Source organism: Streptococcus sp. C150 (genome assembly GCF_000187445.1).
Classification (GTDB): Bacteria; Bacillota; Bacilli; order Lactobacillales; family Streptococcaceae; genus Streptococcus; species Streptococcus raffinosi.
The window spans coordinates 13,510-39,788 of sequence record NZ_GL698452.1; the positions used below are offsets into that span (position 1 = coordinate 13,510).

26 protein-coding genes, 1 tRNA gene and 1 pseudogene are annotated in these 26,279 nt (G+C 40.1%); 20 read left to right on the top strand and 8 right to left on the bottom strand.

What is annotated here, in order from left to right; translation table 11 throughout:
• Entirely contained in the window at positions 1-231 is a 231-nt protein-coding gene (locus HMPREF0848_RS09520) for a GlsB/YeaQ/YmgE family stress response membrane protein (RefSeq protein ID WP_008536220.1), read from the top strand.
• A 132-nt stretch (positions 232-363) separates the two neighbouring features.
• The gene (locus HMPREF0848_RS09525) at positions 364-792 is read left to right on the top strand and encodes a MarR family winged helix-turn-helix transcriptional regulator (RefSeq protein ID WP_002888341.1); all 429 of its coding nucleotides are present in this window, start codon (positions 364-366) and stop codon (positions 790-792) included.
• A 188-nt stretch (positions 793-980) separates the two neighbouring features.
• Here HMPREF0848_RS09525 and HMPREF0848_RS09530 read toward each other — a convergent pair.
• The 3 genes from HMPREF0848_RS09530 to ahpC form a co-directional block, all read right to left on the bottom strand.
• A tRNA-Cys gene (locus HMPREF0848_RS09530) sits at positions 981-1,051 on the bottom strand.
• A gap of 170 nt (positions 1,052-1,221) precedes the next feature.
• Positions 1,222-2,754 carry an alkyl hydroperoxide reductase subunit F gene (gene ahpF / locus HMPREF0848_RS09535; RefSeq protein WP_008536221.1) on the bottom strand — a complete coding sequence of 511 codons (1,533 nt, stop codon included), beginning with the start codon at positions 2,752-2,754 and terminating at the stop codon, positions 1,222-1,224.
• A gap of 21 nt (positions 2,755-2,775) precedes the next feature.
• Positions 2,776-3,336, bottom strand: coding sequence for an alkyl hydroperoxide reductase subunit C (gene ahpC / locus HMPREF0848_RS09540; protein ID WP_008536222.1), 561 nt, complete (start codon positions 3,334-3,336; stop codon positions 2,776-2,778).
• 273 nt (positions 3,337-3,609) lie between these two features.
• Between ahpC and rpsB the strand changes: the two genes are divergently transcribed.
• Both rpsB and tsf read left to right on the top strand, forming a co-directional pair.
• Entirely contained in the window at positions 3,610-4,377 is a 768-nt protein-coding gene (rpsB, locus tag HMPREF0848_RS09545; RefSeq protein ID WP_002886342.1) for a 30S ribosomal protein S2, read from the top strand.
• Positions 4,378-4,493: 116 nt separating this feature from the next.
• Positions 4,494-5,534 (top strand): translation elongation factor Ts, encoded by a 1,041-nt coding sequence (gene tsf, locus HMPREF0848_RS09550; RefSeq protein WP_008536226.1) that lies wholly within the window; start codon positions 4,494-4,496, stop codon positions 5,532-5,534.
• Positions 5,535-5,632: 98 nt separating this feature from the next.
• Here the strand turns inward: tsf and HMPREF0848_RS09555 are convergent, their stop codons facing one another.
• On the bottom strand, positions 5,633-6,103 hold the full coding sequence (locus HMPREF0848_RS09555) for a COG2426 family protein (RefSeq protein WP_002888314.1): 471 nt from the start codon (positions 6,101-6,103) through the stop codon (positions 5,633-5,635).
• A gap of 313 nt (positions 6,104-6,416) precedes the next feature.
• Here HMPREF0848_RS09555 and HMPREF0848_RS09560 point away from each other — a divergent pair, with 313 nt between their 5' ends.
• Entirely contained in the window at positions 6,417-6,872 is a 456-nt protein-coding gene (locus tag HMPREF0848_RS09560; RefSeq protein WP_008536227.1) for a CtsR family transcriptional regulator, read from the top strand.
• The gene (locus tag HMPREF0848_RS09565; protein ID WP_008536228.1) at positions 6,873-9,323 is read left to right on the top strand and encodes an ATP-dependent Clp protease ATP-binding subunit; all 2,451 of its coding nucleotides are present in this window, start codon (positions 6,873-6,875) and stop codon (positions 9,321-9,323) included.
• A gap of 127 nt (positions 9,324-9,450) precedes the next feature.
• Here the strand turns inward: HMPREF0848_RS09565 and pbp3 (HMPREF0848_RS09570) are convergent, their stop codons facing one another.
• A complete protein-coding gene (gene pbp3, locus HMPREF0848_RS09570; RefSeq protein ID WP_037609542.1) occupies positions 9,451-10,707 on the bottom strand; it encodes a D-alanyl-D-alanine carboxypeptidase PBP3 in 1,257 nt (418 codons plus the stop codon).
• Positions 10,708-10,851: 144 nt separating this feature from the next.
• The gene (gene pbp3 / locus HMPREF0848_RS09575) at positions 10,852-12,099 is read right to left on the bottom strand and encodes a D-alanyl-D-alanine carboxypeptidase PBP3 (RefSeq protein ID WP_037609545.1); all 1,248 of its coding nucleotides are present in this window, start codon (positions 12,097-12,099) and stop codon (positions 10,852-10,854) included.
• Positions 12,100-12,307: 208 nt separating this feature from the next.
• Here pbp3 (HMPREF0848_RS09575) and pnp point away from each other — a divergent pair, with 208 nt between their 5' ends.
• The 13 genes from pnp to rpsI all read left to right on the top strand — a co-directional run bounded on the left by pnp (position 12,308) and on the right by rpsI (position 24,211).
• On the top strand, positions 12,308-14,545 hold the full coding sequence (gene pnp / locus HMPREF0848_RS09580; protein ID WP_008536231.1) for a polyribonucleotide nucleotidyltransferase: 2,238 nt from the start codon (positions 12,308-12,310) through the stop codon (positions 14,543-14,545).
• Positions 14,542-15,312 (top strand): SseB family protein, encoded by a 771-nt coding sequence (locus tag HMPREF0848_RS09585; protein WP_008536233.1) that lies wholly within the window; start codon positions 14,542-14,544, stop codon positions 15,310-15,312. The genes pnp and HMPREF0848_RS09585 overlap by 4 nt, the downstream gene beginning before the upstream one ends.
• 72 nt (positions 15,313-15,384) lie before the next feature.
• Positions 15,385-16,005: a serine O-acetyltransferase gene (gene cysE / locus HMPREF0848_RS09590; RefSeq protein ID WP_002886354.1), complete on the top strand. Its 621-nt coding sequence runs from the start codon at positions 15,385-15,387 to the stop codon at positions 16,003-16,005.
• 376 nt (positions 16,006-16,381) lie between these two features.
• Positions 16,382-17,725: a cysteine--tRNA ligase gene (gene cysS, locus HMPREF0848_RS09595; protein ID WP_008536238.1), complete on the top strand. Its 1,344-nt coding sequence runs from the start codon at positions 16,382-16,384 to the stop codon at positions 17,723-17,725.
• Positions 17,718-18,119: a Mini-ribonuclease 3 gene (locus HMPREF0848_RS09600; RefSeq protein ID WP_008536239.1), complete on the top strand. Its 402-nt coding sequence runs from the start codon at positions 17,718-17,720 to the stop codon at positions 18,117-18,119. Before cysS ends, HMPREF0848_RS09600 begins: the two co-directional genes overlap by 8 nt.
• A gap of 292 nt (positions 18,120-18,411) precedes the next feature.
• On the top strand, positions 18,412-20,091 hold the full coding sequence (locus HMPREF0848_RS09605) for a hypothetical protein (RefSeq protein WP_008536240.1): 1,680 nt from the start codon (positions 18,412-18,414) through the stop codon (positions 20,089-20,091).
• A gap of 47 nt (positions 20,092-20,138) precedes the next feature.
• Positions 20,139-20,882, top strand: coding sequence for a 23S rRNA (guanosine(2251)-2'-O)-methyltransferase RlmB (rlmB, locus tag HMPREF0848_RS09610; protein WP_008536241.1), 744 nt, complete (start codon positions 20,139-20,141; stop codon positions 20,880-20,882).
• Between the two features lie 2 nt (positions 20,883-20,884).
• Positions 20,885-21,400: an NYN domain-containing protein gene (locus HMPREF0848_RS09615; protein ID WP_008536242.1), complete on the top strand. Its 516-nt coding sequence runs from the start codon at positions 20,885-20,887 to the stop codon at positions 21,398-21,400.
• An 8-nt stretch (positions 21,401-21,408) separates the two neighbouring features.
• Positions 21,409-22,269 carry a DegV family protein gene (locus HMPREF0848_RS09620; protein WP_008536243.1) on the top strand — a complete coding sequence of 287 codons (861 nt, stop codon included), beginning with the start codon at positions 21,409-21,411 and terminating at the stop codon, positions 22,267-22,269.
• Between the two features lie 152 nt (positions 22,270-22,421).
• Positions 22,422-22,892 carry a hypothetical protein gene (locus HMPREF0848_RS09625; RefSeq protein ID WP_008536244.1) on the top strand — a complete coding sequence of 157 codons (471 nt, stop codon included), beginning with the start codon at positions 22,422-22,424 and terminating at the stop codon, positions 22,890-22,892.
• 9 nt (positions 22,893-22,901) lie between these two features.
• Complete coding sequence (locus HMPREF0848_RS09630) at positions 22,902-23,102, top strand: helix-turn-helix transcriptional regulator (protein WP_008536245.1); 201 nt, start codon at positions 22,902-22,904, stop codon at positions 23,100-23,102.
• Positions 23,103-23,344: 242 nt separating this feature from the next.
• On the top strand, positions 23,345-23,791 hold the full coding sequence (rplM, locus tag HMPREF0848_RS09635) for a 50S ribosomal protein L13 (protein WP_008536246.1): 447 nt from the start codon (positions 23,345-23,347) through the stop codon (positions 23,789-23,791).
• Between the two features lie 27 nt (positions 23,792-23,818).
• Positions 23,819-24,211: a 30S ribosomal protein S9 gene (rpsI, locus tag HMPREF0848_RS09640; protein WP_002888293.1), complete on the top strand. Its 393-nt coding sequence runs from the start codon at positions 23,819-23,821 to the stop codon at positions 24,209-24,211.
• A gap of 110 nt (positions 24,212-24,321) precedes the next feature.
• On the opposite strand, the pseudogene HMPREF0848_RS09645 reads toward rpsI, so the two are convergent.
• A pseudogene (locus tag HMPREF0848_RS09645) lies at positions 24,322-24,714 on the bottom strand (tyrosine-type recombinase/integrase); the annotation flags it as partial.
• A 134-nt stretch (positions 24,715-24,848) separates the two neighbouring features.
• On the bottom strand, positions 24,849-25,211 hold the full coding sequence (locus tag HMPREF0848_RS09650; protein ID WP_002888280.1) for a MerR family transcriptional regulator: 363 nt from the start codon (positions 25,209-25,211) through the stop codon (positions 24,849-24,851).
• Positions 25,212-25,465: 254 nt separating this feature from the next.
• Between HMPREF0848_RS09650 and HMPREF0848_RS09655 the strand changes: the two genes are divergently transcribed.
• Positions 25,466-26,221 carry an SDR family NAD(P)-dependent oxidoreductase gene (locus HMPREF0848_RS09655; RefSeq protein ID WP_008536250.1) on the top strand — a complete coding sequence of 252 codons (756 nt, stop codon included), beginning with the start codon at positions 25,466-25,468 and terminating at the stop codon, positions 26,219-26,221.
• The last annotated feature ends 58 nt before the right edge of the window (positions 26,222-26,279 follow it).

Genomic DNA, 26,279 nt, shown 5'->3' on the forward strand with positions numbered 1-26,279 from the left:
ATGATTGGAAGTATGATAGTTGGTTTTCTAATTGGTCTTATTGCCTCTGCTATTTCAAACCGAGGTGAGCGAATGGGCTGTATTGGTAAGACATTTTTAGGATGGCTTGGCGCTTTTGTTGGGCAACTTCTTTTTGGAAATTGGGGACCGATGCTAGCAGGCACCGCTATTGTTCCTTCAGTATTAGGTGCGGTGATTTTATTGGCTCTTTTTTGGAATCGTAATAGTTAGTAAATGAAAGAGTTCTGAGGTGTTGGTTAGATATCTAAGAACTCTTTTTCTTATTTCTTCTTTTTCATATACCACTTTTAGAAAAACTGTGGTAGAGTAATAAATACAGCATCTATTTGGAAAGGACTATAAATGAGCGACTTAGATAAAAACATGGCTGTCAAGAGTATGGTTGTTATGCGTAAGGCTTTTCGTACCATTGATGCCAAGGTCTCTGAGACTTTTAAAGAATTTGATTTAACACCAACTCAATTTGGAGTTATGGATGTGTTAAATGCCAAGGGACGTATGAAGATTGGTGAATTAATTGATTGCATGCTTGCCACTTCTGGTAATATGACTGTTGTCATAAAAAATATGGAGAAAAAGGGCTGGTTGAGTCGACAAGCTTGTCCAACGGATAAGCGAGCTTTCGAGGTTGATTTGACAGATGAGGGCCGTCGAATCATTCAAGCAGCAATTCCACCGCATCAACGAGCAATTGAGGAGACTTTTTCCGTTTTGACTTCTGAAGAACAAACACAGCTGGTGGAGCTCCTGAAAAAATTTAAGAATGTCTGAACATATTTATTTGTGTTTTAAATATTACAATCTTAGTTTGATTAAAGTTTGAGAGCGTATCTTTAAGATAGCTGCTATTAGATATGCTCATTAGTTTATGATTTATGGATTCCTGAAGCTTCTGGCTTCGGGGATTTTTTATGCGATTATAGCAAAAAAAGACACCCTTAGGTGTCCTCAAATTATGAAGGCGGTAGACGGATTTGAACCGACGATCAAGCTTTTGCAGAGCCGTGCCTTACCACTTGGCTATACCGCCATAACAAATACCATTCTATCGAAAAAAGAATGATTCGTCAAGTCTCTTTCATCAAATAGGCGATTGGACTATTAAAGCTACGTATATTCAAAAAAAGAGGCTGAAATTTAGTCAACCTCTTTATAGTAATTATAACTGTTGCAGACAGATTACTAACACGTAAGTTTTGATTATTGTCTAATCAAGTAATCAAATGCACCAATAGCTGCTGTAGCGCCAGATCCCATGGAAATAATGATTTGTTTGTAGGCGCTGTCAGTACAGTCACCTGCGGCAAAAATACCAGGGATGTTTGTTGAACCAAATTTATCAACGACAATTTCTTGGCGTTCATTGAGTTCAATGCCACTATCTTTGAGCCAAGCAGTACTTGGTACAAGACCAATTTGAACAAAGACACCTTCAAGATCAAGATGTTTTTCTTCATTTGTATCACGCTCAACATAATTCAAACCAGTCACATGATCTTGACCAACGATTTCTTTGGTTGCAACATTTTTAAGAATGGTTAGATTATCAGTTTTAGCAGCACGTTCTTGTAAAACTTGGTCTGCCTTTAGTTCAGGTAAGAACTCTAAGACCGTAACGTGTTTAGTAATACCCGCTAAATCCAAAGCGGCTTCCAAACCTGAGTTACCACCACCGATAACAGCAACATCTTTTCCTTCAAATAGAGGACCATCGCAGTGTGGACAGTAAGTAACCCCTTTGTTACGGAATTCATCTTCACCAGGAACATTGATATTACGCCATTTGGCTCCTAAGGCTAGAATAGCAGTTTTAGCCTGTAGAATAGCACCATTAGCTAGTGTGACTTCAATGAGTTCTTTCTTCTCAATACCAGTAGCTAATTGACTTTTGATGATATCAACATTGTAAGATTTCGTATGCTCTTCAACTTGGGCCATTAACTTAGGACCTTCTGTATATAGCGTACCAATCATGTTTTCAATACCGACTGTCTCAATAACTTGTCCACCAAAGGTTTCTGCTAAAAGACCAGTTTTTAGTCCTTTGCGGGCAGCATAAATTGCAGCACTGTTTCCAGCAGGACCCCCACCAATGACCAAGACATCATAGACCCCTTTATCGGCAAAAGCATCAGCATCAAGTGGACCATCCAATTTTTCTACAAGCTGTTCAATGGTTGCACGACCAGATGTAAATTCTTCTTGGTCTTTGTAAACCGTTGGAACAGACATGATACCTTTGGCTTTGACTTCATCTTGATACATACCACCTTCAATCATAGTGTGGGTGATATTTGGGTTCAAAACAGCCATTATATTAAAGGCTTGAACGACGTCTGGACAATTATGGCATGTTAGTGAAACATAAGTTTCAAGATTGATAGTTTTGTCAATCTTTTTGATGCGTTCAATAATATCCTCATCAACTTTTGGTGGACGACCAGAAACTTGCAAAAGAGCTAAAATGAAAGACGTAAATTCGTGCCCCATCGGTAGGCCAGAGAAAATAACACGACTTTTTTGCCCTTTCTGTGCAATACCAAAACTAGGTTGACGTTTTAAATGTGTTGATTCAAGACTAATGCGGTCAGACATAGCGACAATCTCATCTAGAAATTCTTTTACTTTTCGAGAATTATCGTCATCTCCCAAATCGGTTTGTAATACAATATCAGATTCTAGTAAATTTAAATATTGTGCTAATTGAGCCTTGATTTCTTTATCTAAGACCATGGATACGATACCCCCTGGTTGTTAAATTTTACCTACAAGATCCAAGCTAGGAGTCAATGTTTCAGCTCCTTCTTTCCATTTGGCTGGACAAACTTCACCTGGATGTTGGCGAATGTATTGAGCAGCACGAACTTTATCAATAAGAGTGCTTGCGTCGCGTCCGATACCATCAGCGTTAATTTCCATCATTTGGATAACGCCATCTGGATCAACGATGAATGTTCCACGTTGTGCAAGACCATCTTGACCAAGAACATCAAAACCTTGAGAGATGAGATGTGAAGGATCTCCAATCATAGGATAAGTGATAGTTCCAACAACATCTGAGTCATCATGCCAAGCTTTGTGAACAAAGTGAGTATCTGTAGAGACAGAGTAAACCTCTACATCAAGAGATTTAAGTGTTTCATATTGCTCTTGAAGGTCACCGAGTTCAGTTGGGCAAACAAATGAAAAATCTGCAGGATAGAAGCAGAAAACAGCCCATTTTCCTTTAACATCTTCATCTGTAACAGTGATGAATTCTCCATTGTGATAAGCTTGTGCTGAGAATTCAATAATTTCTTTTCCGACTAATGACAAAATAATGTCCTCCTCTATTTTTGATAGCCTAATTATAAACGAAATATTTTCGAATCTCAAAGGAAACGATTACCTTTTATAAGGAGGGGATGCTCTTCTAATGGATAGCCTGATTTTATAGCTTGTCAAATGTTACTTTTTTTGATAAACTACTATAGTTACGTAAAGTAACAAATACTCATTCTAAGCCGATTGTGGTCTTGTTGCCGCAGGGTGGGACTGCAAGTCTAAAGCTTAGAAGAGGAAAAAAACAATTTTTAAGGAGAAATACTCATGGCAGTAATTTCAATGAAACAACTTCTTGAGGCTGGTGTTCACTTCGGTCACCAAACTCGTCGCTGGAATCCTAAGATGGCTAAATACATCTTTACAGAACGTAACGGAATCCACGTTATCGACTTGCAACAAACTGTAAAAATGGCTGATACAGCTTACGAATTTGTTCGTGAAGCAGCAGCTAACGATGCAGTAATCTTGTTCGTTGGTACTAAAAAACAAGCAGCTGAAGCAGTCGCTGAAGAAGCTACTCGTGCTGGTCAATACTACATCAACCACCGTTGGTTGGGTGGTACTCTTACAAACTGGGATACTATCCAAAAACGTATCGCTCGTTTGAAAGAAATCAAACAAATGGAAGCTGATGGAACTTTCGAAGTTCTTCCTAAGAAAGAAGTTGCACTTCTTAACAAACAACGTGCACGTCTTGAAAAATTCTTGGGTGGTATCGAAGATATGCCTCGTATTCCAGATGTAATCTACATCGTTGACCCACACAAAGAACAAATCGCTGTTAAAGAAGCTAAAAAACTTGGTATTCCAGTTGTAGCGATGGTTGATACAAACGCTGATCCAGATGAGATTGATGTAATCATCCCAGCTAACGATGACGCTATCCGTGCCGTTAAATTGATCACTTCTAAAATGGCTGATGCTATCATTGAAGGTAACCAAGGTGAAGATGCTTCTGCAGACTTCCAAGAAGCAGCTGCAGCTGATTCAATCGAAGAAATCGTTGAAGTTGTCGAAGGTGACAACAACTAATCTTTAAGGTTAGTTAGGGCTCGATGCCCACTAAAATAAAAATAAGACAAACACCTAAGGGGCGGGGCTCAGCCCTGCCCCTTAGTTTGATAAAATAAATTTGGAGAAAACACAAAATGGCAGAAATTACAGCTAAACTTGTTAAAGAATTGCGTGAAAAATCTGGTGCTGGTGTCATGGACGCTAAAAAAGCATTGGTTGAAGTTGATGGTGATATCGAAAAAGCGATTGAATTGCTTCGTGAAAAAGGTATGGCTAAAGCAGCTAAGAAAGCTGACCGTGTTGCCGCTGAAGGATTGACTGGTGTTTATGTTCACGGTAATGTTGCAGCAGTCGTTGAAGTTAACGCTGAAACTGACTTCGTTGCGAAAAATGCTCAATTCGTTGAATTGGTAAACGAAACAGCTAAAGTAATCGCTGAGGGTAAACCAGCAAACAACGAAGAAGCACTTGCTTTGACTATGCCTTCAGGTGAAACTCTTGAAGCTGCATATGTATCTGCAACAGCTACTATCGGTGAAAAAATTTCATTCCGTCGTTTTGCTTTGCTTGAAAAAACAGATGCACAACACTTCGGAGCTTACCAACACAACGGTGGACGTATCGGTGTTGTTACAGTTCTTGAAGGTGGAGATGAAGCTCTTGCTAAACAAATCTCAATGCATATCGCTGCAATGAAACCAACTGTTCTTTCATACACTGAATTGGATGAACAATTTGTTAAAGATGAATTGGCACAACTTAACCACACAATCGATCAAGATAATGAAAGCCGTGCAATGGTTAACAAACCAGCTCTTCCACACCTTAAATTTGGTTCTAAAGCTCAATTGACTGATGCTGTTCTTGCTCAAGCTGAAGAAGATATCAAAGCTGAGTTGGCTGCTGAAGGTAAACCAGAAAAAATCTGGGATAAAATCATCCCAGGTAAAATGGACCGCTTCTTGCTTGACAACACTAAAGTTGACCAAGCTTACACTCTTCTTGCTCAAGTTTACATCATGGACGACAGCAAAACGGTTGAAGCTTACCTTGAATCAGTAAATGCTTCAGTAGTAGAATTTGTTCGCTTTGAAGTTGGTGAAGGTATCGAAAAAGCATCTAACGACTTTGAATCAGAAGTTGCAGCTACAATGGCAGCAGCTCTTAACAACTAATTCTAGTTGCTAGATAAAAAGAAAAGAAGTTACGTAATCGTAGCTTCTTTTTTGTCGTAAATAGAAAACGTCTGAGTATTCCCTAGACGTAAAAAATATTAATGAGCGAAGGTATTGACACCAAGGAGAAGAGAGAGCGTTCCCATGATAATACCTGCAAGGATAACTCCAAGCATAACAGCTAGAACGCTGCGTTTAAAGTCCCAATCTAGGATGGATGCTGCAAGCGTACCTGTCCAAGCGCCTGTTCCTGGAAGTGGGATACCCACAAAGAGTAGGAGGGCCCAGAAGATACCTTTGTCTCCAGCGGCTTTTTCAAGCTTTTGCCCCCCACTGTGGCCTTTTTTAAGACACCAGGTAAAGAAGCCACCAATAAGAGGTTTGTCAGCACCCCACTCGAGAACACGGCGGGCGAAGAAGAAAATAATTGGAACTGGAAGCATATTCCCGATAACACAAAGAATGAGGGCTTGCCACCAAGGAATACCTGAGGCAATAGCGACAGGTACGGCTCCACGGAGCTCAACAAGGGGAATCATAGAGATTAAAAATGCAATGATGTATTTCATGAATAACCTTTCATAGGGAAATAAAATTAGTGAGAAGTCTCAGGTGAAGTGAGTATTTCTCGATAGTGGTAAGAGGAATATTACCATGGTATAAAGTGAAAAGCTCTTGTTCGGATGAGGATTAGCTTCTTCGATTGTTCAAGTTGTTTCAGCAGAATACCTAGGTTGCCTTTTCATTTTGTCTTATTTATTGTATCTTATATAACTTCTAATGACAACTTTAAAAAGCTTTTTGAGACTATAGTTTCCCATGTGCTGACATTTTTGGTATAATAATAGTCAGTTATAGTCAAATTAGACTGGAGGAATTAAGATGGCAAGAAATACATCAGACAGTATAGAAGAATATATTAAAGAATTGCTGGGCCAGTCTGGGATTGCTGAGATTCAACGTTCGAATTTAGCAGATACTTTTCAAGTTGTACCGAGTCAGATTAACTATGTTATTAAGACACGTTTTACAGAGAGTCGTGGTTATATTGTTGAGAGTAAGCGTGGTGGTGGCGGTTATATTCGTATCGTCAAGGTCAGATTCTCTGATAAACATCACAGAATCAATGCTCTACTTCAAAACTTAGCAGATCAGCTCAGCGAACAGGTTTTTACGGATTTGATTCAGTTGCTATTTGATGAAAAAATTATCACAGAACGTGAGGGGAATTTGATTTTAGCAACTGCTAGTGATGATATTCTCGGTGAGGACGCTGCTACAATTCGTTCGCGTATCTTACGCTCGCTTTTACTTAGATTGGATAGAAAAGGAAATTAGATGACGACATATTCAAGAAAAATGCAAGCCATTTTCCATCGTGCTCAGATTGAAGCAGAGCGCTTTGGTAGTCCTTTTCTGGAGACTTGGCATGTGCTTCTAGCTATGCTTGAAGTTCCAGGAACTGTAGCCTACCTAACATTTACTGATTTTGAAGACCGTATTCGTGCGGAAGAAATTGAGACGGCTGCTGTCTTGGCTTTGGAGAAGAGTCCAATAGAGTTGTCCAAATCAGATATTATTGATTTACGTGCACAGTCACATGCTTTAGAGGCTATGCTGCAAGAGGCAGAGGGAATTGCTAAGGTGACTGGTGCCGTTGAGGTGGGTTCTGAACATGTTTTGATGGCTTTTTTGCTCCATAAGGATTTGATGGTTTGCCGTCTCCTTGAAGTTGCTGGTTTTCAATATAAGGATGACAGTGACAAGCCTCGTATTATTGATTTGCGACGTTCTTTGGAGCGTTATGCAGGTCTTAGTAAGCAAGATTTGAAGGCGATTCATGACCTGCGTAAGCCTAAAAAAGCAAAAGCATCTGGAAATTTTGCTAATATGATGCAGCCTCCTCAATCTTCTACTGGGGAACTGTCAGATTATACAAAAGATCTGACTGCAGTAGCAGAATCGGGAGCCCTTGATCCAGTCATTGGGCGTGACGAAGAAATTTCACGCATGATTCAGGTCTTGAGTCGTAAAACGAAGAATAATCCTGTTCTTGTAGGTGAAGCAGGTGTTGGTAAGACGGCCCTTGCCCTTGGTTTGGCACAGCGTATTGCTTCGGGTGACGTACCTTTCGAATTAGCTGATATGCGTATCTTAGAACTTGATATGATGAGTGTGGTTGCAGGGACCCGTTTTCGTGGTGATTTCGAAGAGCGTATGAATCAAATCATTGATGAGATTGAAGCTGATGGAAAAATCATTCTCTTTATTGATGAATTGCATACGATTATTGGCTCTGGTTCTGGTATTGATAGTACCTTGGATGCGGCAAATATTTTGAAACCTGCTCTAGCACGTGGAACACTTCACATGGTTGGAGCAACCACACAAGCTGAGTACCAAAAGCATATTGAGAAAGATGCAGCCCTTTCTCGTCGTTTTGCTAAGATTACAATTGAAGAACCAAGCGTATCTGAAGCTATTGATATTTTGAAGGGATTGCGTTCGTCATATGAAGTCTACCATCGTGTGACTATCACTGATGAAGCCGTTGAGACAGCTGTCAAGGCAGCACACCGTTATTTGACGAGTAAAAACTTACCTGATTCGGCTATTGACCTTCTAGATGAAGCGAGTGCAACTGTTCAAGGTCGTATCAAGAAAGAAGCCAAACGTGAGATAACGCCTTTGGATGAAGCACTTTTAGCTGGTGATATGAAAGCTGCTATTAAACAATATAAGGCTAGTCAAAAGGCAAAATTACCGAAACCAGCTTTGGTGGATACGGACCAGATTATGCAAACCCTTAGTCGCCTATCAGGTATTCCTGTTGAGAAGATGACTCAGGCAGATAGCAAACGTTACCTGAATCTGGAAGCAGAGCTTCACAAACGTGTTATTGGTCAAGACGAAGCAGTTTCAGCGATTAGTCGTGCTATTCGTCGTAACCAGTCAGGTATTCGTACTGGAAAACGTCCGATTGGTTCCTTCATGTTCCTTGGACCTACTGGTGTTGGTAAGACGGAATTGGCTAAGACTTTGGCAGAAGTCCTCTTTGATGATGAGTCAGCTTTGCTTCGCTTTGACATGTCAGAATACATGGAAAAATTTGCGGCTAGTCGTCTTAATGGTGCCCCTCCCGGGTATGTTGGATATGATGAGGGTGGTGAATTAACAGAGAAAGTTCGCAATAAGCCTTACTCAGTCCTACTCTTTGATGAGGTCGAAAAAGCTCACCCTGATATTTTCAATATTCTCTTACAGGTTTTGGATGATGGTGTTCTGACAGATAGCCGTGGACGTAAAGTTGATTTTTCAAATACCATTATCATCATGACTTCAAACTTGGGAGCGACGGCTCTTCGTGATGACAAAACTGTTGGTTTTGGTGCTCGAGACATTTCTCATAACCATCAAGCCATGCAGGCACGTATCATGGAAGAACTTAAGAAGGCCTACCGTCCAGAATTTCTCAACCGTATCGATGAGAAGGTTGTCTTCCATAGTCTAGAGGAAGAACAGCTTCGTGAAATTGTCAAGATTATGGTAAAACCGTTGGTATCAGCTTTGGCTGAAAAAGGGATTGAATTGAAATTCCAACCAGCTGCCCTCAAGTATTTAGCTCAAGATGGCTATGATGTTGAGATGGGTGCTCGTCCGTTGCGTCGTGCGATTCAAACTCAAGTGGAGGATAAGTTGTCTGAGCTCTTACTAGGTGGCCAAGTAGTGAGTGGACAGACCCTTAAGATTGGCTGCTCTAAAGATAAATTGACCTTTACAGTAGTGTAAAGGCTAAACAACAAAGACAGATTGCGCTTGTAATCTGTCTTTTTGTGTCAATAGGAGTCAAGCGAGTGTAAAGGCTTCAGTAAAGCGGGTGTAAAAGAAAAAGCCGAGCCAAGCTCGACTGTAACGGTCAAAGTTTCTCGTTGACAAAGGTGACAAAGTGATTCCACCAGACCTTAAGGAAGAAGCTTTTCTTAACTTCTTTACCAGCAACAAGTTCCATGCTAGGCATGCCCTGATCCGGTAGGTAGCCCTCTCCTACAAGGGTATTATCTTCAAAGGTAGCTGTTCCCACCTTGTCTCCTGATTTGACAGGGGCTTGAATCTGGTTGGTGGAGACTTTAATATGTTTAGTGTTGTCGTCATCTATTTTTTGGATGATATTAAAGTCAGACTTGGCTACAGCAGAGACCTGTTTAGACTTACCATCAAGGACATTTGCTTGACTCTTATCTATGTCTTGACCTTTCTTGGCAACGGTCTTACTTTCCCAATGATAGACCACATAGTTAAGCAGGTCATTGGTTGCGGTAAAACGAGCGTAGTCATCCGTATCGGTATGTTCAGCATTTATGATGACTGTGATAATACTCATACCACTTTCATTTGAATGGGCTACGAAGGCAGCTCCGGCCAAATCAGTGGTACCTGTTTTGAGGCCATCAACACCCTTGCGGTAACTAGGTTGCCCCTTAAGCATATAGTTAAAGGTTTTGAGTTTATTAACACCATCAAATTTGGCTTCTGTTTTTTTAGTGATGTCGAGAATTTCAGGATATTCTTTAATCACATGTTGTGCAATGATAGCAACATCCTTGGTACTCATGGTGTTTTCTTCGTCAGATTTAGAACCTGGATAGATATTATCACCCAAATAGGAATTATTGAGACCAGAGGCGTTGACAATTTTAGCATCAGTGATTCCCCATTTTTTAAGTTGGGCTTTCATTTTGTCGACAAATTTACTTTCTGTTCCTCCGATTTCCTCAGCTAGGGCAATGGATGCACTATTGGCACTGGAAATAAGAGTTGCGTCAAGTAGTTGTTTGACGGTGTACTTTCTGGCATCTAATGGGATGTTGGAAACTCCAGCACTAACAGTCAATTCAAAGGGATAGTCGGAAATATTAACCTTTGTGTTCCATTTAAGCTCTCCCTTGTCTACCGCCTGATAAACCATATAGGCTGTTAGGAGTTTGGTGATAGAACCAATCCCTGTAGAAGTAGTGGCATCTTTTTCGTATAAAATCTTACCGGTAGTTGCTTCTACAGCGATAGCATGCTTGGCTGCGGCGTCAAATCCTTTTTTCTTCTCTGCTGCAAAAGCAGGAGCTACGCTTCCCAGACAGAGTAAGAAGGTCATAATAAGCGTAATTAGTTTCTTCATGGCTTGTTCCTTCGTGTATTTTGGATATTCATTATACCACATTTTGAGAGGAACTTAAGGTGTTGAGAAGAAGGTTTTACGATTTCATCATTAATTCATAAGGCAAAAAAAACTCCTTTTTGATATCAAAAGGGAGTTCAGTGCCTACTTGTTTCCGGTAAAGAAATTAACGATATGATTCCACCAAACTTTTAAGAAGAAGCTTTTCTTAATGGACTGGTTGGCTGTTACAGCAACTTGAGGTGGATCAGAGATATATCCTGTTCCTACGAGGTCTTTATCATCATAGGTTGCTGTTCCAATGGTATCTCCTTTTTTGATAGGTGCTGTTACCGTTTTTGCTTTGATGTTAACAGTGTCATTTTGGCTATTTATCTTTTGGACAACAGTAAGGTCTGATTCAAGTTTAGCAGAGACGGTCTTACTGACTCCATCGGCTACCTTGATATCATTTTTCTTGACGATTTGTCCCTTAGTGTTGAGTTTATTTATCTTCCAGTGTTGGACGACATAATCTAAGAGGTCATTGGTAGCTGTGAAACGGGCGGCTTCATCCTCCCCACCATTGTCAGCGTTCATAACCACTGTAATCAAGCTCATGCCATTTTCATTAGAGTGAGCAACAAAGGATGCTCCTGCGAGTTCGGTTGTTCCGGTCTTAAGTCCATCAACCCCTTCACGGTAGTTGTCTTGACCTTCCAACATATAGTTATGAGTGGTTAATTTGTTGTCACCTTCAAAATCAACTTCGCCTTGCTTGGTGATGTCAAGTACTTGGGGATAGTCCTTGATGAGGTGGTCTGCGATAATCGCAACATCCAGAGCACTCATAGTATTTTCGTCATCTGGTTTAGAGCCAGGATAACGGTTATCTCCTAGATACTTATTATTGAGCCCTGAGGCATTGTACAGTTTTGCATCAGTAATTCCCCATTTCTTTAATTGGGCCTTCATAGTATCTACAAAAGCACTCTCTGTTCCTGAGATCTTTTCAGCTAGAGCAATTGCTGCGCTGTTAGCACTACTGATGAGGGTGGCATCTAAGAGTTGTTTGACAGTGTATTTTCGAGAGTCTAGTGGGACGTTTGAAACTTCTGAATCAACTGTTAAGTTGAATGGATAATCTGAGATATTTACTTCAGTATCCCAAGTAATTTTACCTTGATCAATAGCTTTATAGACCATGTAGGCTGTTAGGATTTTCGTCATTGAAGCAACACCATCGGGAGTGGTAGCATCCTTTTCATAGAGGACTTTCCCTGTAGTTGATTCGATAGCAATCGCATGTTTAGCAGCAACATTGAAGTCATCAGTCTGCTCTTGTGCTAGGGCAGGTGTTACTAAGCCTATTAGGATTAAGGCAACCATAATGATGTGTTGTAATTTTTTCATACTCATTCCTCTGTCTCTTATGAGTGTTTATTATATCACAAAACCACCTAAATATCTGGAACCGAGAAAAGCTTGGGAGACAACTTATGCCGAAGCTCTGCCATTTTCGACTATAATATGGTAAAATGGAAGTTATATCAAATGAATGACATAAAGTTGACCAGTTCGTTTTTGTAGGGCTGGTTATGGATAAAAAGAGGGATCAAACATGGCTAAACAAACTTTTGAGATGACCTTTGCAGGACGCCCGCTTGTTGTGGAAGTGGGACAGGTAGCCAAGCAGGCTAACGGTGCTGTTGTCGTGCGTTATGGAGATACAACCGTATTATCAACAGCTGTCATGTCTAAAAAGATGGCAACGGCAGATTTCTTTCCTTTACAAGTTAACTATGAAGAGAAAATGTATGCAGCTGGAAAGTTCCCAGGTGGTTTTAACAAGCGTGAGGGACGCCCTTCAACTGATGCCACTTTGACTGCTCGTCTTATTGATCGTCCTATTCGTCCCATGTTTGCGGAGGGCTTTCGTAACGAAGTGCAAGTCATTAACACTGTTCTCTCTTATGATGAAAATGCTAGTGCGCCAATGGCAGCTATGTTTGGGAGTTCTTTAGCACTTTCTATTTCTGATATTCCTTTTAATGGTCCGATTGCTGGAGTTCAAGTAGCTTATGCAGCGGAAGATTTTATCATCAACCCAAGTGCAGCAGATAAAGAAGTTTCTCATTTAGACTTGACAGTAGCAGGGACCAAGGAAGCCATTAATATGGTGGAATCAGGAGCTCAAGAATTATCAGAGGATATTATGTTGCAGGCACTCTTGAAAGGGCATGAAGCTATTCAAGAGTTGGTTGATTTCCAAAATTACATTGTTGCGGCTGTTGGTAAGGAGAAAGCTGAGGTTGAACTGCTCCAAGTCGATGCTGATTTGAAGGCTGAAATTGAAACAGCTTATTATGATCAGTTAGCTAAGGCTGTTCAGGTGGAAGAAAAATTAGCGCGTGAAGCAGCAACCCAGGCTGTCAAAGAAGAGGTTCTCGCTTCTTATCAAGAACGCTTTGCAGAAGATGACGATAAAGATACTATCTTACGTGATGTGGCAGAAATTCTTGAACAGATGGAACACGCTGAAGTGCGTCGTCTCATTACCGAAGACAAGGTCCGTCCCGATGGTCGTCGTGTGGACGAAATTCGTCCTTTGGACGCAGAGATTGACTTTCTGCCAAAGGTTCATGGATCAGGTCTCTTTACACGTGGGCAAACCCAGGCTTTATCAGTTTTGACTTTGGCTCCTATGAGTGATACACAACTTGTTGATGGTTTGGACCCGGAATACAAGAAACGTTTCCTTCACCACTACAATTTTCCTCAGTATTCAGTAGGTGAAACAGGGCGTTATGGTGCGCCAGGCCGTCGTGAAATTGGTCATGGAGCCTTGGGTGAGCGTGCCCTTGCTCAAGTTCTCCCAAGCGTTGAAGAGTTTCCTTATGCTATCCGTTTGGTAGCCGAAGTCTTGGAGTCAAATGGTTCTTCTTCACAGGCTTCTATTTGTGCAGGCACTTTGGCTCTTATGGCAGGTGGGGTGCCGATTAAGGCGCCTGTTGCAGGGATTGCCATGGGTCTTATTTCAGATGGAACAAACTACACTGTTCTAACCGACATTCAAGGTTTGGAAGATCATTTTGGTGATATGGACTTTAAGGTAGCTGGTACACGTCAAGGGATTACAGCTCTTCAGATGGATATTAAGATTTCAGGGATTACACCTGCTATTCTTGAGGAAGCTTTAGCTCAAGCCAAGGTGGCTCGTTTTGAAATTCTTGATGTTATTGAGTCAACGATTGCTGAGCCACGTCCAGGATTGGCACCAACGGCTCCTAAGATTGACAGTATTCAGATTCCTGTTGACAAGATTAAGATTGTCATCGGTAAGGGTGGTGAGACCATTGATAAGATTATCGCTGAGACAGGTGTCACAATTGATATTGATGAAGAAGGACTTGTTCAGATTTTCTCTAGTGATCAGGATGCTATTGACCGTGCCAAAACAATCATCTCCGACCTTGTGCGTGAAGCTAAGGTTGGTGAGGTTTACACAGTACCAGTTGTGCGTATTGAAAAGTTTGGTGCCTTTGTTCACCTATTCAATAAAACCGATGCTTTAGTCCACATTTCAGAATTAGCTTGGAAACGTACAGAGCATGTCGAAGATGTGGTTAAGGTTGGGGATATGGTAACTGTTAAAATCATCAAAATCGATGAAAAAGGCCGTGTTGATGCTTCAATCAAGACCCTGCTTCCAAAACCTGAAAAAATTGAGGACGGAGAAAATGGAGGAGAGTCTCGTCATCGCCGTCGTTCTCATCATAAACCACGCCACCATAAGGAAAGTGGGGAAGCACCGAAAAAATTTGATCAATCAGAAACGAAAGAACAAACAGAAGAATGACAGAAAATCAAGAATTGCAAGTCTTTGATGAAACCTTGAGAGAATTTTTAACAGAACCAGACCATTTTTTGACTAGTCTGGCTTTGGTTAATCACCTGCAACGTACTCCAGTATTGGCGGCCCAAGACCTCTATGCGGTTGAAGTAGAAGGGAAGAAGGTTGTTCCTGTCTTTACAAGCGAGCAGGATTTGCAAGCCTTTAAAGATACTCAAGAGAGTGCTCGAGAACAAGCATGGGTAAAACGTTCAAGTTTAGATATTCTATCGCAGCTCGTTGAGGCAGGACTTTTTGGCCTTGCTTTCAATCTTAAATCCGATGGTGATTTTTCGAACACCACTCTTTTTGCAAGCAGTGAATTGATTCAATTTATCAACTACTTTACTCAGACTCTTAATAATCTTTTGAGTGAGGAAAATCAAAAGGCAGCCCCTAAAGATAAGATTTATCTTGTTCCGGCCTTTGTTCATAAGCGTGAGACGGATGGGCAAGAAGACCGCTTCTTTGCAACCATGTCTAATGCAGAGGGACAGAGCTATGTGCCTGTATTTACGAACTTGACGAGCTTTGCCAAATGGTACGGAAACGAGACTTTTGGACTTCCTTTCCGTAAGGCCAAGGGAACTATTCTACAGTGGCCGTTGTCAGAAATTTATAAGCCTTCAACAGGTGAAAACGAGTTGGATAAGGTTCAAGGTATTGTCATCAATCCTTTTGATGAGCAGCCTGAGTTAGTGGACTGGTCTTATTTTGAGGATGATAGTAAGTAGTCCTAGTATTATCAAACCTCTAAAAAGATAATAAGGCCACAGTAAACAATAATGATATAAGGAGTGACCTATATGGGGTGGTGGAAAGAAAGTATTGATATTGTAAAGAAAAATGACCCAGCGGCTCGGACAAGTTTGGAGGTTCTTTTAACCTATCCTGGTCTAAAGGCTTTGGCAGCTCATCGTATCTCACATTTTCTCTGGCGCCACCATTGCCGACTTTTAGCTCGTATGCATAGTCAATTTTGGCGATTTTGGACTCAGATTGAGATTCACCCTGGGGCTCAGATTGCCGAAGGTGTTTTCATTGACCATGGTTCTGGTCTTGTCATTGGTGAAACAGCCGTTGTGGAAAAGGGAGCTATGCTCTACCATGGTGTCACTTTAGGTGGTACTGGTAAAGATGTCGGAAAACGTCACCCAACCGTTCGTGAAGGGGCCTTGGTTTCAGCTCATGCTCAAGTTATAGGTCCTATTGAGATTGGAAAAAATGCCAAGGTCGGTGCAGCAGCTGTGGTAGTTGCAGATGTCCCAGAAGATGTTACAGTTGTTGGTGTTCCTGCTAAGGTTGTACGTGTTCATGGCCAAAAGGATGAAGAAGTGATTCATGACATTGAGGAAGGCCGTGAATATTATAGCGAAAAGCTAGAAGACCTTCTAAAAGCAGCTAGCTTTCACTCATCACGTCTATAAGGAAAGAAAAAGATGAAACTCTTTAGTTCAAAGGTGACTCGACTGACCGTTGTAGGTCCGCTCGCTCTTGTTTACATAGCTTTACACCGAGCTGATTATAGCATGGCAGCTTTATGGTTCTGTATTTCACTTTTATGGGCAGGTCTTGTTTACAAACAACGTCATAAGTGAGAGCTGAATCATGAACCATTTTTTCAAAAATAATCCTTTTTTGGTCTTCTATATGGTGGGAAGTTTTGTATCAGTCGTCTCTCTCTTGGCTCAAGATAAGTTGGTTTCGGCTTTATTGATTATCGTCCTTGTTGTAGTTTTATGTTTATACCTAAACCATATCAAGGATAAAAAATAGCTTCCAATTAATTGAAAGGAATCTCTAGTGATTAAAATTTATGATACTATGGCACGTTCGCTCCGTGATTTCGTACCTTTGACAGAGAATGTTGTCAATATGTATGTTTGCGGACCAACTGTTTACAATTATATTCATATCGGAAATGCCCGTTCAACAGTAGCTTTTGATACCATTCGTCGTTATTTTGAGTATCGTGGTTACACTGTTAACTACATTTCTAACTTTACAGATGTAGATGATAAGATTATTAAGGCAGCCAATGAAGCTGGTATTTCGACCAAAGAATTATCAGACAAGTTTATCGCAGCCTTTATGGAAGATACTGCACAGCTTGGCGTCAAACCAGCGACACAGAATCCTCGTGTTATTAACTATATGGATGAAATCATTGCATTTGTGTCAACCTTGGTTGACAAAGGGTTTGCTTATGTCTCTGAAGGTGATGTTTACTTCCGAGTAGCTAAGTCAAAAAATTATGCTAAGTTAGCTAATAAGACCTTGGAAGATCTTGAAATTGGTGCTAGTGGTCGTACGGATGCCGAAACCGCTCGTAAGGAAAATCCTTTGGATTTCGCCCTTTGGAAAGCAGCCAAAGAAGGCGAAATTTCTTGGGATAGCCCTTGGGGACCTGGTCGCCCTGGTTGGCACATCGAATGTTCAGTGATGGCGACTGAAATTCTTGGGGATACTATTGATATCCACGGTGGTGGTGCAGACCTGGAATTTCCACACCATACCAATGAAATTGCCCAATCAGAAGCCAAGACTGGCAAGACCTTTGCTAATTACTGGATGCACAACGGTTTTGTCAATGTGGACAATGAGAAAATGTCAAAATCTTTGGGTAACTTTGTAACGGTTCATGACATGCTTAAGACAGTTGATGGTCAAGTGCTTCGCTTCTTCTTAGCGACACAACAGTACCGTAAGCCAATTAACTTCACCGAAAAAGCTATTCATGATGCTGAAGTCAATCTTAAGTATTTAAAAAACACCCACAGTCTTCCATTAACAGGTCAGGTGGACCAAGCTGAGTTACAAACTTATCTGGACGCTTTCCAGGAAGCTATGGATGATGACTTTAACACAGCAAACGGTGTAACTGTCCTGTTTGACATGGCCAAATGGATTAATTCAGGCCATTATGATCAAACGGTTAAAGATGCTTTTGAAAAAGTACTTCAAGTCTTTGGAATTGTTTTCAAAGAGGAAGTCCTTGATGAAGATATCGAAAAACTCATTGAAGAACGTCAAGCGGCGCGTGCTAACAAGGATTTTGCGACAGCGGACCGTATTCGCGATGAGTTGGCTGCTCAAGGTATCAAACTTCTTGATACCAAGGATGGTGTGAGGTGGACACGTGACTAAACACCTTGATGTCAACCTTATCAATGGTATTGCACTTGCCTTTGAGGGAGATGCTGTTTATTCCTTGTACATTCGTCGTCACCTGATTTTTCAAGGTCAGACCAAGCCAAATCAACTGCACCGTCTAGCTACACGCTATGTTTCGGCCAAAGCTCAGGCTAGTCTCATTGAGAAAATGCTAGACCAAGAAGTCTTGACTGAAAAAGAACTGGACATCTACAAACGAGGTCGTAATGCCCATAGTCACACCAAGGCTAAAAATACGGATGTTATTACTTATAAAATGTCAACAGGCTTTGAAGCCGTCATGGGCTATCTTCATATGACTGAAGACCTGACTCGCTTAGAAGAATTAATTACTTGGTGTATTGATCAAGTCGAAAGAGAAACCTAAAAAATTCTGCCATTGCAGGATTTTTTGCTTATCTTACAGCTCCTATTAGTCGTAACAAATAATAAAATCCTCAAAATCAAAATGGTTTGAGAATCAAAGAAATTAAGCGGTTTGCCAATAAAAAATAAGATAAAACTGATATTTAGAAGGTCAAAAATGAGAAAATTAAGGAGGGTCTGACACGTGTAAAACCCTGATATTATAACGTTTTTTAATAAAACTAATTTGACAGAAAGTAAAAAAAAAGTCTATAATATTAATAAATAAAGCCATATAAAAAATGAGGAGGTGAATGGAAATAGCTAAGAAAAAAGTTTTATATACGACGTTTGCTGCTTTGATTTTATCTAGTTTTACGCTACAAACAGGTAAAGCAGATGAAGTTCAGGCAAGTCCTGACAAAGCTGATATAGATTATGTTAATAGTGAGGCTCCAGCTCCAGCTCCTCTTGCTCCCCAAGTTGATTTTTCAGCAGTGGAAGCAAAGGCAGAGCCAGCGAGTCAAGTAACTTCAGTAGTGACATCAACATCACTAATGGTCGTTTCTTCGAGTGAAACGGATGAGGGACTTCTTGAAGTGCACTCTCAAGTTGATATCGTAGAGACAAGAGTTTCTAAGGCTACACCTCATTCAGAAGGGGCTCAAGTACAAGCTTTTAGTGTAGGTAGTTCAACAGCGACATCTGAGCGAGGTGATGCAAAGCCGGCATCTGATTCTGAGCAAGCCAAGCCAAACATTGTGCTTACTTATGATAAGTCTCGTGAGGCTACAGCGACAGCTGAATCTCAAGCGGTGACATCCATGTATAAAAGTGAAAGCACACTTTATACATCTGAACTTGCTGGGAATACACATGCTGTTGAAAAATCGGAATTTTCTTCCCTAAATTCTCATACGACATCTGTAAGTGCTACTAATTTTAGCCAAGCCGTTGCAACTTCCGAACTTGCTTCAGAAGCTGCAAGCACTGCCAGCTCTCTTGCGTCAACGAACGCAGAAGCAAGTCAGTCAAATAAAAATACAGAGGAGAGTCTGACTGTCCTCACAGTTGGATGGAAAGATTCAACATCAACTTCTGAAGTTTTTGAAACTTCTGTAGTGGTTTCAATGTTGCAGAGCGAGAGTTTGACTTATTCGTCAGAAGTAACCTTTACGGATGGGCTTATCTCAGAAATTCTAGCGACTCCAATCACCTCCGAAGTTTACACTGTAGTTCCTAAACGTGATAGTACCGGTTCTCTTCTTGAAGATCACCCAGCTGTTACAGGAAATACAGATATTCTCTATTTGGCACGTGGTGAAATCTTTAACGTCAACTTCGATGTTAACAAGATGGACGGTAAGAAGATTAAGGGTCTTAATCTTGTTCTTGATGGGAAACAAATTCACCATAGCTACTTTGTTGAAGGAACTTTGGATGAAGTAAATGCTGGTTTGAGTGCCTACCACTTGGCAGAGCAAACGACTGGTATCCATAAGATGACCTTTGAGTTGATCGATACAGATAATAATATCCATTATCTGACACAAACATTTAGCGTCTTCAATGATGGAGATCTGCCGGTGACTCCTGGTGGTTATCAAAGGACCCAGTACCCATCGACCACGACAACAATGACTATACCGGTAACCTATAATACTAGTGTAAACAACTATACTGAAGCAGCTAATCACATTCAGGCTACAGCAGTTAATGAGTTGGCTGAGACAACTAGAGCCTTGACACAGCAATTAGCAGATCAAATTGCTGAGGTTTTGAGTGGTTGGTCTTCAGCGATTTCTGGAAATAGTTCAACAAGCACAGGTTCAATTGATATCTTCCAAGCAGCAGGTAAAACCATTACTCAAGCTGCGAGAAAGATTGCAGAATCAATCTCAGATCCAGATACAATTGGTAAGCAAGCTTTGGCTGCTGCAACCGTTGTTCTTGTTCTTCTCGTGCTTTACCTAGCAGCAATTACGTTTATTTAATATGCTTTGCCCTCGTAAGAGGGCCTTTTTTATGATAGAATGGGCTTATGAAAACAACTAAAGAATCAAGTCTAGACATTGTTTATGGCGTGCACGCTGTAACAGAAAGTCTCGAGGCTAATACTGGTAATAAACTCTATATTCAAGATGATCTTCGAGGGAAGAATGTTGATGCTATCAAGGCTTTGGCAGCTGAAAAGAAGGTCTCTATTTCTTGGACACCTAAGAAAACCTTGTCTGATATGACAGGTGGAGCTGTCCATCAAGGTTTTGTTCTTCGTGTGTCGGAGTTTGCTTATTCTGAGCTCTCAGATATTATGGACAAGGTTGAGCAAGAGGAAAATCCTCTCATTCTTATTTTAGATGGACTCAACGATCCTCATAACTTTGGCTCCATCTTGCGTACGGCCGATGCTACTCAGGTAACAGGTGTTATTATCCCTAAGCACCGTGCTGTGGGGGTAACACCTGTCGTTGCCAAAACCTCAACAGGAGCAGTGGAGCATATTCCCATTGCTCGAGTGACTAATCTTAGTCAAACTCTTGATAAGCTTAAAGAAGCAGGCTTCTGGATATTTGGAACAGACATGGATGGTACACCATCTCATAAATGGAACACCGCTGGGAGACTTGCTCTGATTATCGGTAATGAAGGAAAAGGTATCTCTGCTAACATCAAAAAACAAGTAGATGAAATGATTACTATCCCTATGAGTGGCCATGTACAGAGTCTTAATGCTAGCGTGGCAGCTGCAGTACTCATGTATGAAGTTTATCGAAACCGATTGTAACGATGAAAAAAAGAATACTTTTGGTTGATGGTTATAACATGATTGCCTTTTGGCAAGAAACCCGTCAACTCTTTAAGACTAATCAGCTTGATGAAGCTCGTGAAACACTGCTTCGTAAACTTAATCATTATGCCAACTTTGAACATATTGATGTCATCTGTGTATTTGATGCTCAGTTCGTTCCAGGAACCCGTCAGCGCTATGACCAATATCGTATCAGTGTTATTTTTACTGAGGAAGACGAGACAGCAGATAGCTACATTGAGCGAGCAGCAGCTGAGATGAATACCGTTCAACATCTAGTTGAGGTAGCAACCAGTGACCTAAATGAACAGTGGGCTATATTTTCTCAGGGGGCTTTACGTGTTTCAGCACGAGAGTTGGAAGAACGTGTCAATACCGTTAAATCGGACTTAGACAAGATGTCGGCACATATTGACTTAAAAACACCCAAGTTAGGTCCATGGGATGATACACAATTAGGTCAATTACAGGATCTTTTAAATGAAATAGAATAGAGGGACATATGACATTCAAAATTTTGACAGATTCAACAGCAGATTTAGATGAAAAATGGGCTCAGGAAAATGAGGTAGAACTCGTTGGTTTGACCATTACTCTGGATGATACTACCTATGAGACCGTAGGACCTAACCGTTTAACGAGTGGCCGTCTCTTGGAACGTATGCAGGAAGGCAGTCAGCCGACTACTAGCCAAGTGAATGTTGGTCAATTTGAAGAGGTTTTTCGTCGTCACGCCAAAAATGGTGATGCCCTTCTTTATATTGCCTTTTCATCAGTGCTTTCAGGTACTTATCAAAGCGCTGTTATGGCACGTGACATGATTTTGGATGAATACCCAGAAGCTGTCATTGAGATTGTAGATACTCTAGCGGCAGCAGGTGGGGAAGGTTATCTCTCTATCTTGGCGGCAGAAGCTCGTGATCAAGGTAAGAGTTTATCTGAAACCAAAGCCATGATTGAAGCTATTTTGCCACGATTACGCACTTACTTCTTGGTTGATGATCTCTACCATTTGATGCGTGGGGGGCGTCTTTCTAAGAGTTCAGCCATTATTGGTAGTTTGATTAATATCAAGCCTCTCCTTTGGTTAGATGCCTCAGGCAAGTTGGTTCCTTTGGCCAAGATTCGAGGACGTAAAAAAGCTATTAAGGAAATGTTTCTGCATGCTACTCAAGATATTGGTCATAGCACAGCAATTGTTGCTTATGCTAACGACATCGAAGCGGCAGAAAAGCTCAAAGAAGATTTGTTAGCAGTTGATGGTATTGAGCAAGTTCTTATTATGCCACTTGGGCCAGTTATTTCTACCCACGTCGGACCAGATACCTTGGCCGTCTTCACGATTGGTAAAGAAGCTAGATAGAAAAAGTGTCAGATAGGATTTCCTATCTGATTTTTTGTTTTCTAAAATGATAGATTAATAGAATATAAAAAGATAGTCTATACAAAATGAATGATATATTTGACATAATGTAAAATAGTGCTATAATAAATCTAGAAAATGGAGGAAACAAAATGAAGAAGTCAAAGAAAAAAGTAGTTAGCACGATGGATGAACGTGCTCGGTTAATCAGTGGAGAATCTGCTGCTGGAGGTTATTGGGTGGCCATGCTTGGTATGTTTGTAACGATTATGGTTGCTAGTAAGACACACTCCGTCGAATTAGTGCAGTCACTATTAATCATCACTTTCTTTGGTTCTATGTGCGTGGTTTTAGTCCACAGCGTATCACGTAATGGGCATCCATGGTTACTAGACAAAAAACTTGAGAAGAAGATGCTTATAATTTCCTGGGTAATGTGTTTTTTGGGAATTTTTATATTGCTAATGGGCCTCTTAAGTCTATTTCAGTCATTTAAGATAGGGAAGAATCTTATGAGTAGTGTAGCATTTTTGACATTGGGTTTGATCCTTATTTGTGACTGCTGGGTTATTATTAAAAGAATCAAGAAAAACCGTTTGGAAGAGCTAGAAGACGAAGAGTAGGTTTTTTAAATGAAAAATTTAAAATTAAAGTCAGCGCGTGTGGCAAAAGACCTCACTCAACAAGGCTTAGCAGATGCTATAGGGGTCTCTCGTCAGACCATCTCTGCTATTGAAAAGGGAGACTACAACCCGACTATAAATCTGTGCATTGCTATCTGTAAAACATTAGACAAAACTCTGGACCAGCTTTTTTGGGAATCTGAGGACTAGTTTGCATCCCTTAGAGGAGGGGGTGTTGAGGGCTAATTCTATTACCTACCTTATAAAACAGAGGCTAAAAAAATAAAAGAAAAACACCTCCAAATGACTTGCCTTGGACGTGTTTTTTTGATATTATGTTAAACGGTATTGTTTACCCCATTTGAAAGGCCCCGGAACCTTCCAAATACTTTTCGATGGGAAGGAACACCCATCACTCGTAAACAAAAATCGAACTATATATAGGAGAAATCATGAACAAAACAACATTTATGGCTAAACCAGGCCAAGTTGAACGTAAATGGTATGTCGTTGACGCAACTGATGTGCCACTTGGACGTCTTTCTGCAGTAGTTGCTAGCGTACTTCGCGGAAAAAACAAACCAACTTTCACACCACACACTGATACAGGTGATTTCGTAATTGTTATCAATGCTGAAAAAGTTAAATTGACTGGTAAAAAAGCAACTGATAAGATCTACTACACTCACTCAATGTATCCAGGTGGATTGAAACAAATCTCAGCAGGTGAACTTCGTTCTAAAAACGCTGTTCGTTTGATTGAAAAATCAGTTAAAGGTATGCTTCCACACAACACTCTTGGACGCGCACAAGGTATGAAATTGAAAGTCTTCGTTGGAGCTGAGCACACTCACGCTGCACAACAACCAGAAGTACTTGATATCTCAGGACTTATCTAATTCTAAGAGGAAAGGAGCACTAATATAATGGCACAAGCACAATATGCAGGTACAGGACGCCGTAAAAACGCTGTTGCACGCGTACGTTTGGTTCCAGGTACTGGTAAAATCACTGTTAACAAAAAAGATGTAGAAGAATACATCCCACACGCAGACCTTCGTCTCGTTATCAACCAACCTTTCGCAGTTACTTCAACTGAAGGTTCATACGACGTACACGTTAACGTTGTAGGTGGTGGATACGCTGGTCAATCAGGTGCGATCCGTCACGGTATCGCTCGTGCACTTCTTCAAGTAGACCCAGACTTCCGCGATTCATTGAAACGCGCTGGACTTCTTACTCGTGATGCACGTATGGTTGAACGTAAGAAACCAGGTCTTAAGAAAGCTCGTAAAGCTAGCCAGTTCTCTAAACGTTAAGAAACGGCTACAATACAGCATTTATCAACACTTCATGGTTCACACCATGGGGTGTTTTTTGATGTTTTTTTAGCAAAATTCACACCACTTTTCACACCAAATTCACACCATTACTTTTTAAGGTTACGGTAGGCAATTTCACCAACAGCCATTGGTATGACATTTGAAGTGTTGACATAGGTCTTAGTTGTGAGAGTATCGCTATGCGTTAGAGCTTCTGAAATGTCCTCTAGTGATGTGCCAAATTGTTTGGCAAGAGTTGCACCCGTATGACGTAATTTATGAGGTGTAGCGTGTGTTAGTTCCTTATGACGGCGTTCGACTGACTTCATCTTATTATTAAGATAATCAGCGTGTAAGGGACTATTAACATTCCCTTTTGTATCAATATAAGTAAAAATATACTGTTCATCAGATTGGATAATATTGAATTTTGCCAATTCCAATTTTTGTTGTTTTTTCCAAGCACAGAGTAAATCAGTTAGTTCAATAGGAATAATGAAAAAAATAAGTATGAATAATTCTATTTTTGCTGATTTGTATTAATTTTTAGGAAAATAAGAGTAAATAGCATAATAAAAAGGGATTGAAATTTTATTTTCAATCCCTTTTTTAGATAAAGAAAATAATAATGGTGCTAATTAGGATTAATACCTAAATAAGTTTTAATTTTCTTTTCAAGAAAATCAATATGTTGGTTAATTTCAGTTTGTTGCTTATGAAGTTCATCAAGTTGAAAAAATAGCAGTCTAAGTCGTTGAGGAATTGTGGAGTCTCCTTTATATCTTAGGTCAGCGTATTCTTGCATATTTTTAATAGACATTCCCGTCTTTTTTAATCTAATAATGAATTGAGTCCACGCTATATCAGAGTCATCATAGTATCTACGATTATTTTCTTCTCTGTGTGAGTAAATCAATTTTTCTTGCTCATAGTATCGAAGTGTGGAAATAGAAAGTCCAGTTTTTTTAGCAAATTCTCCAATAGAATAGTGAGCCATAATATTTCCCCCTTTTTTTTAATATTTTAGCATAATTTTAAAAAAATCGAAAAATTTTCAGTTTTCTCTTGACATAAAGTGCACTTTACTATGTAAAATACATAGCATCAAAGGAATTTGATATAAAGTACTCTAATTTATGAGTTGATTGAAAATAAAGGAAATTATGGAATCGCTTCTCTGTGTAGGTGGCGGAATGGGAGCAGCGACTCTTATAAAAAATGCAAATAGCAATCTGTAAAGGAGAAAATAGTATGGAACAAACGAAGAATTATACTTGTATTACTGGAGCCAGTGCTGGTATAGGAGCGGAGACAGCAAGACAATTTGCAAAATTAGGAACGAATCTTATTTTAATTGCTCGGCGTCAAGAACGACTAGAAAAATTGAAGCAAGATATTTTGAACCATTATCCGGATTTAGATATTGTTATTAAAGTTGTTGATTTATCGAAGTCCAGTAATGTTTTTGATCTTTATGAAAGCTTGAAAAAATATCACATTACTACTCTAATAAATAATGCTGGTTTTGGAAATTATGATAAGGTTGAATCTCAAGATTTAGAAAAGATAATAACATTAATCCATCTAAACATTGAAGCTTTAACAATTCTATCAACTCTATATGTGAGAGATTATAAAGATTGTAAAGGCGCTCAATTGATTAACTTATCATCTAGAGGCGGATACATGATGGTTCCAAATGCAGTTACATACTGTGCAAGTAAATTTTATGTCAGTGCTTTTACAGAAGGCTTGGCATTGGAACTAGAGGCAAATCAACATCAATTAAAAGCTAAGGTTTTAGCTCCAGCTGCCACAAAAACGGAATTCGGTCAAGTTGCTACAGATTCGAAAGAATACAATTATGATGAGCATTTTGCTAAATATCACACAAGTGAAGAGATGGCACAATTTTTGATGGAATTATATCAAAGTGACAAAGTTGTTGGTTTAGTTGATGTTACAAATTTTGAATTTCATCTTAGCGGACCACTACTTAAACATTAATTATTTTAATAAATATAGATAATGTGGTATCGATTAATAGTTGCAGTCGTTTTATGAT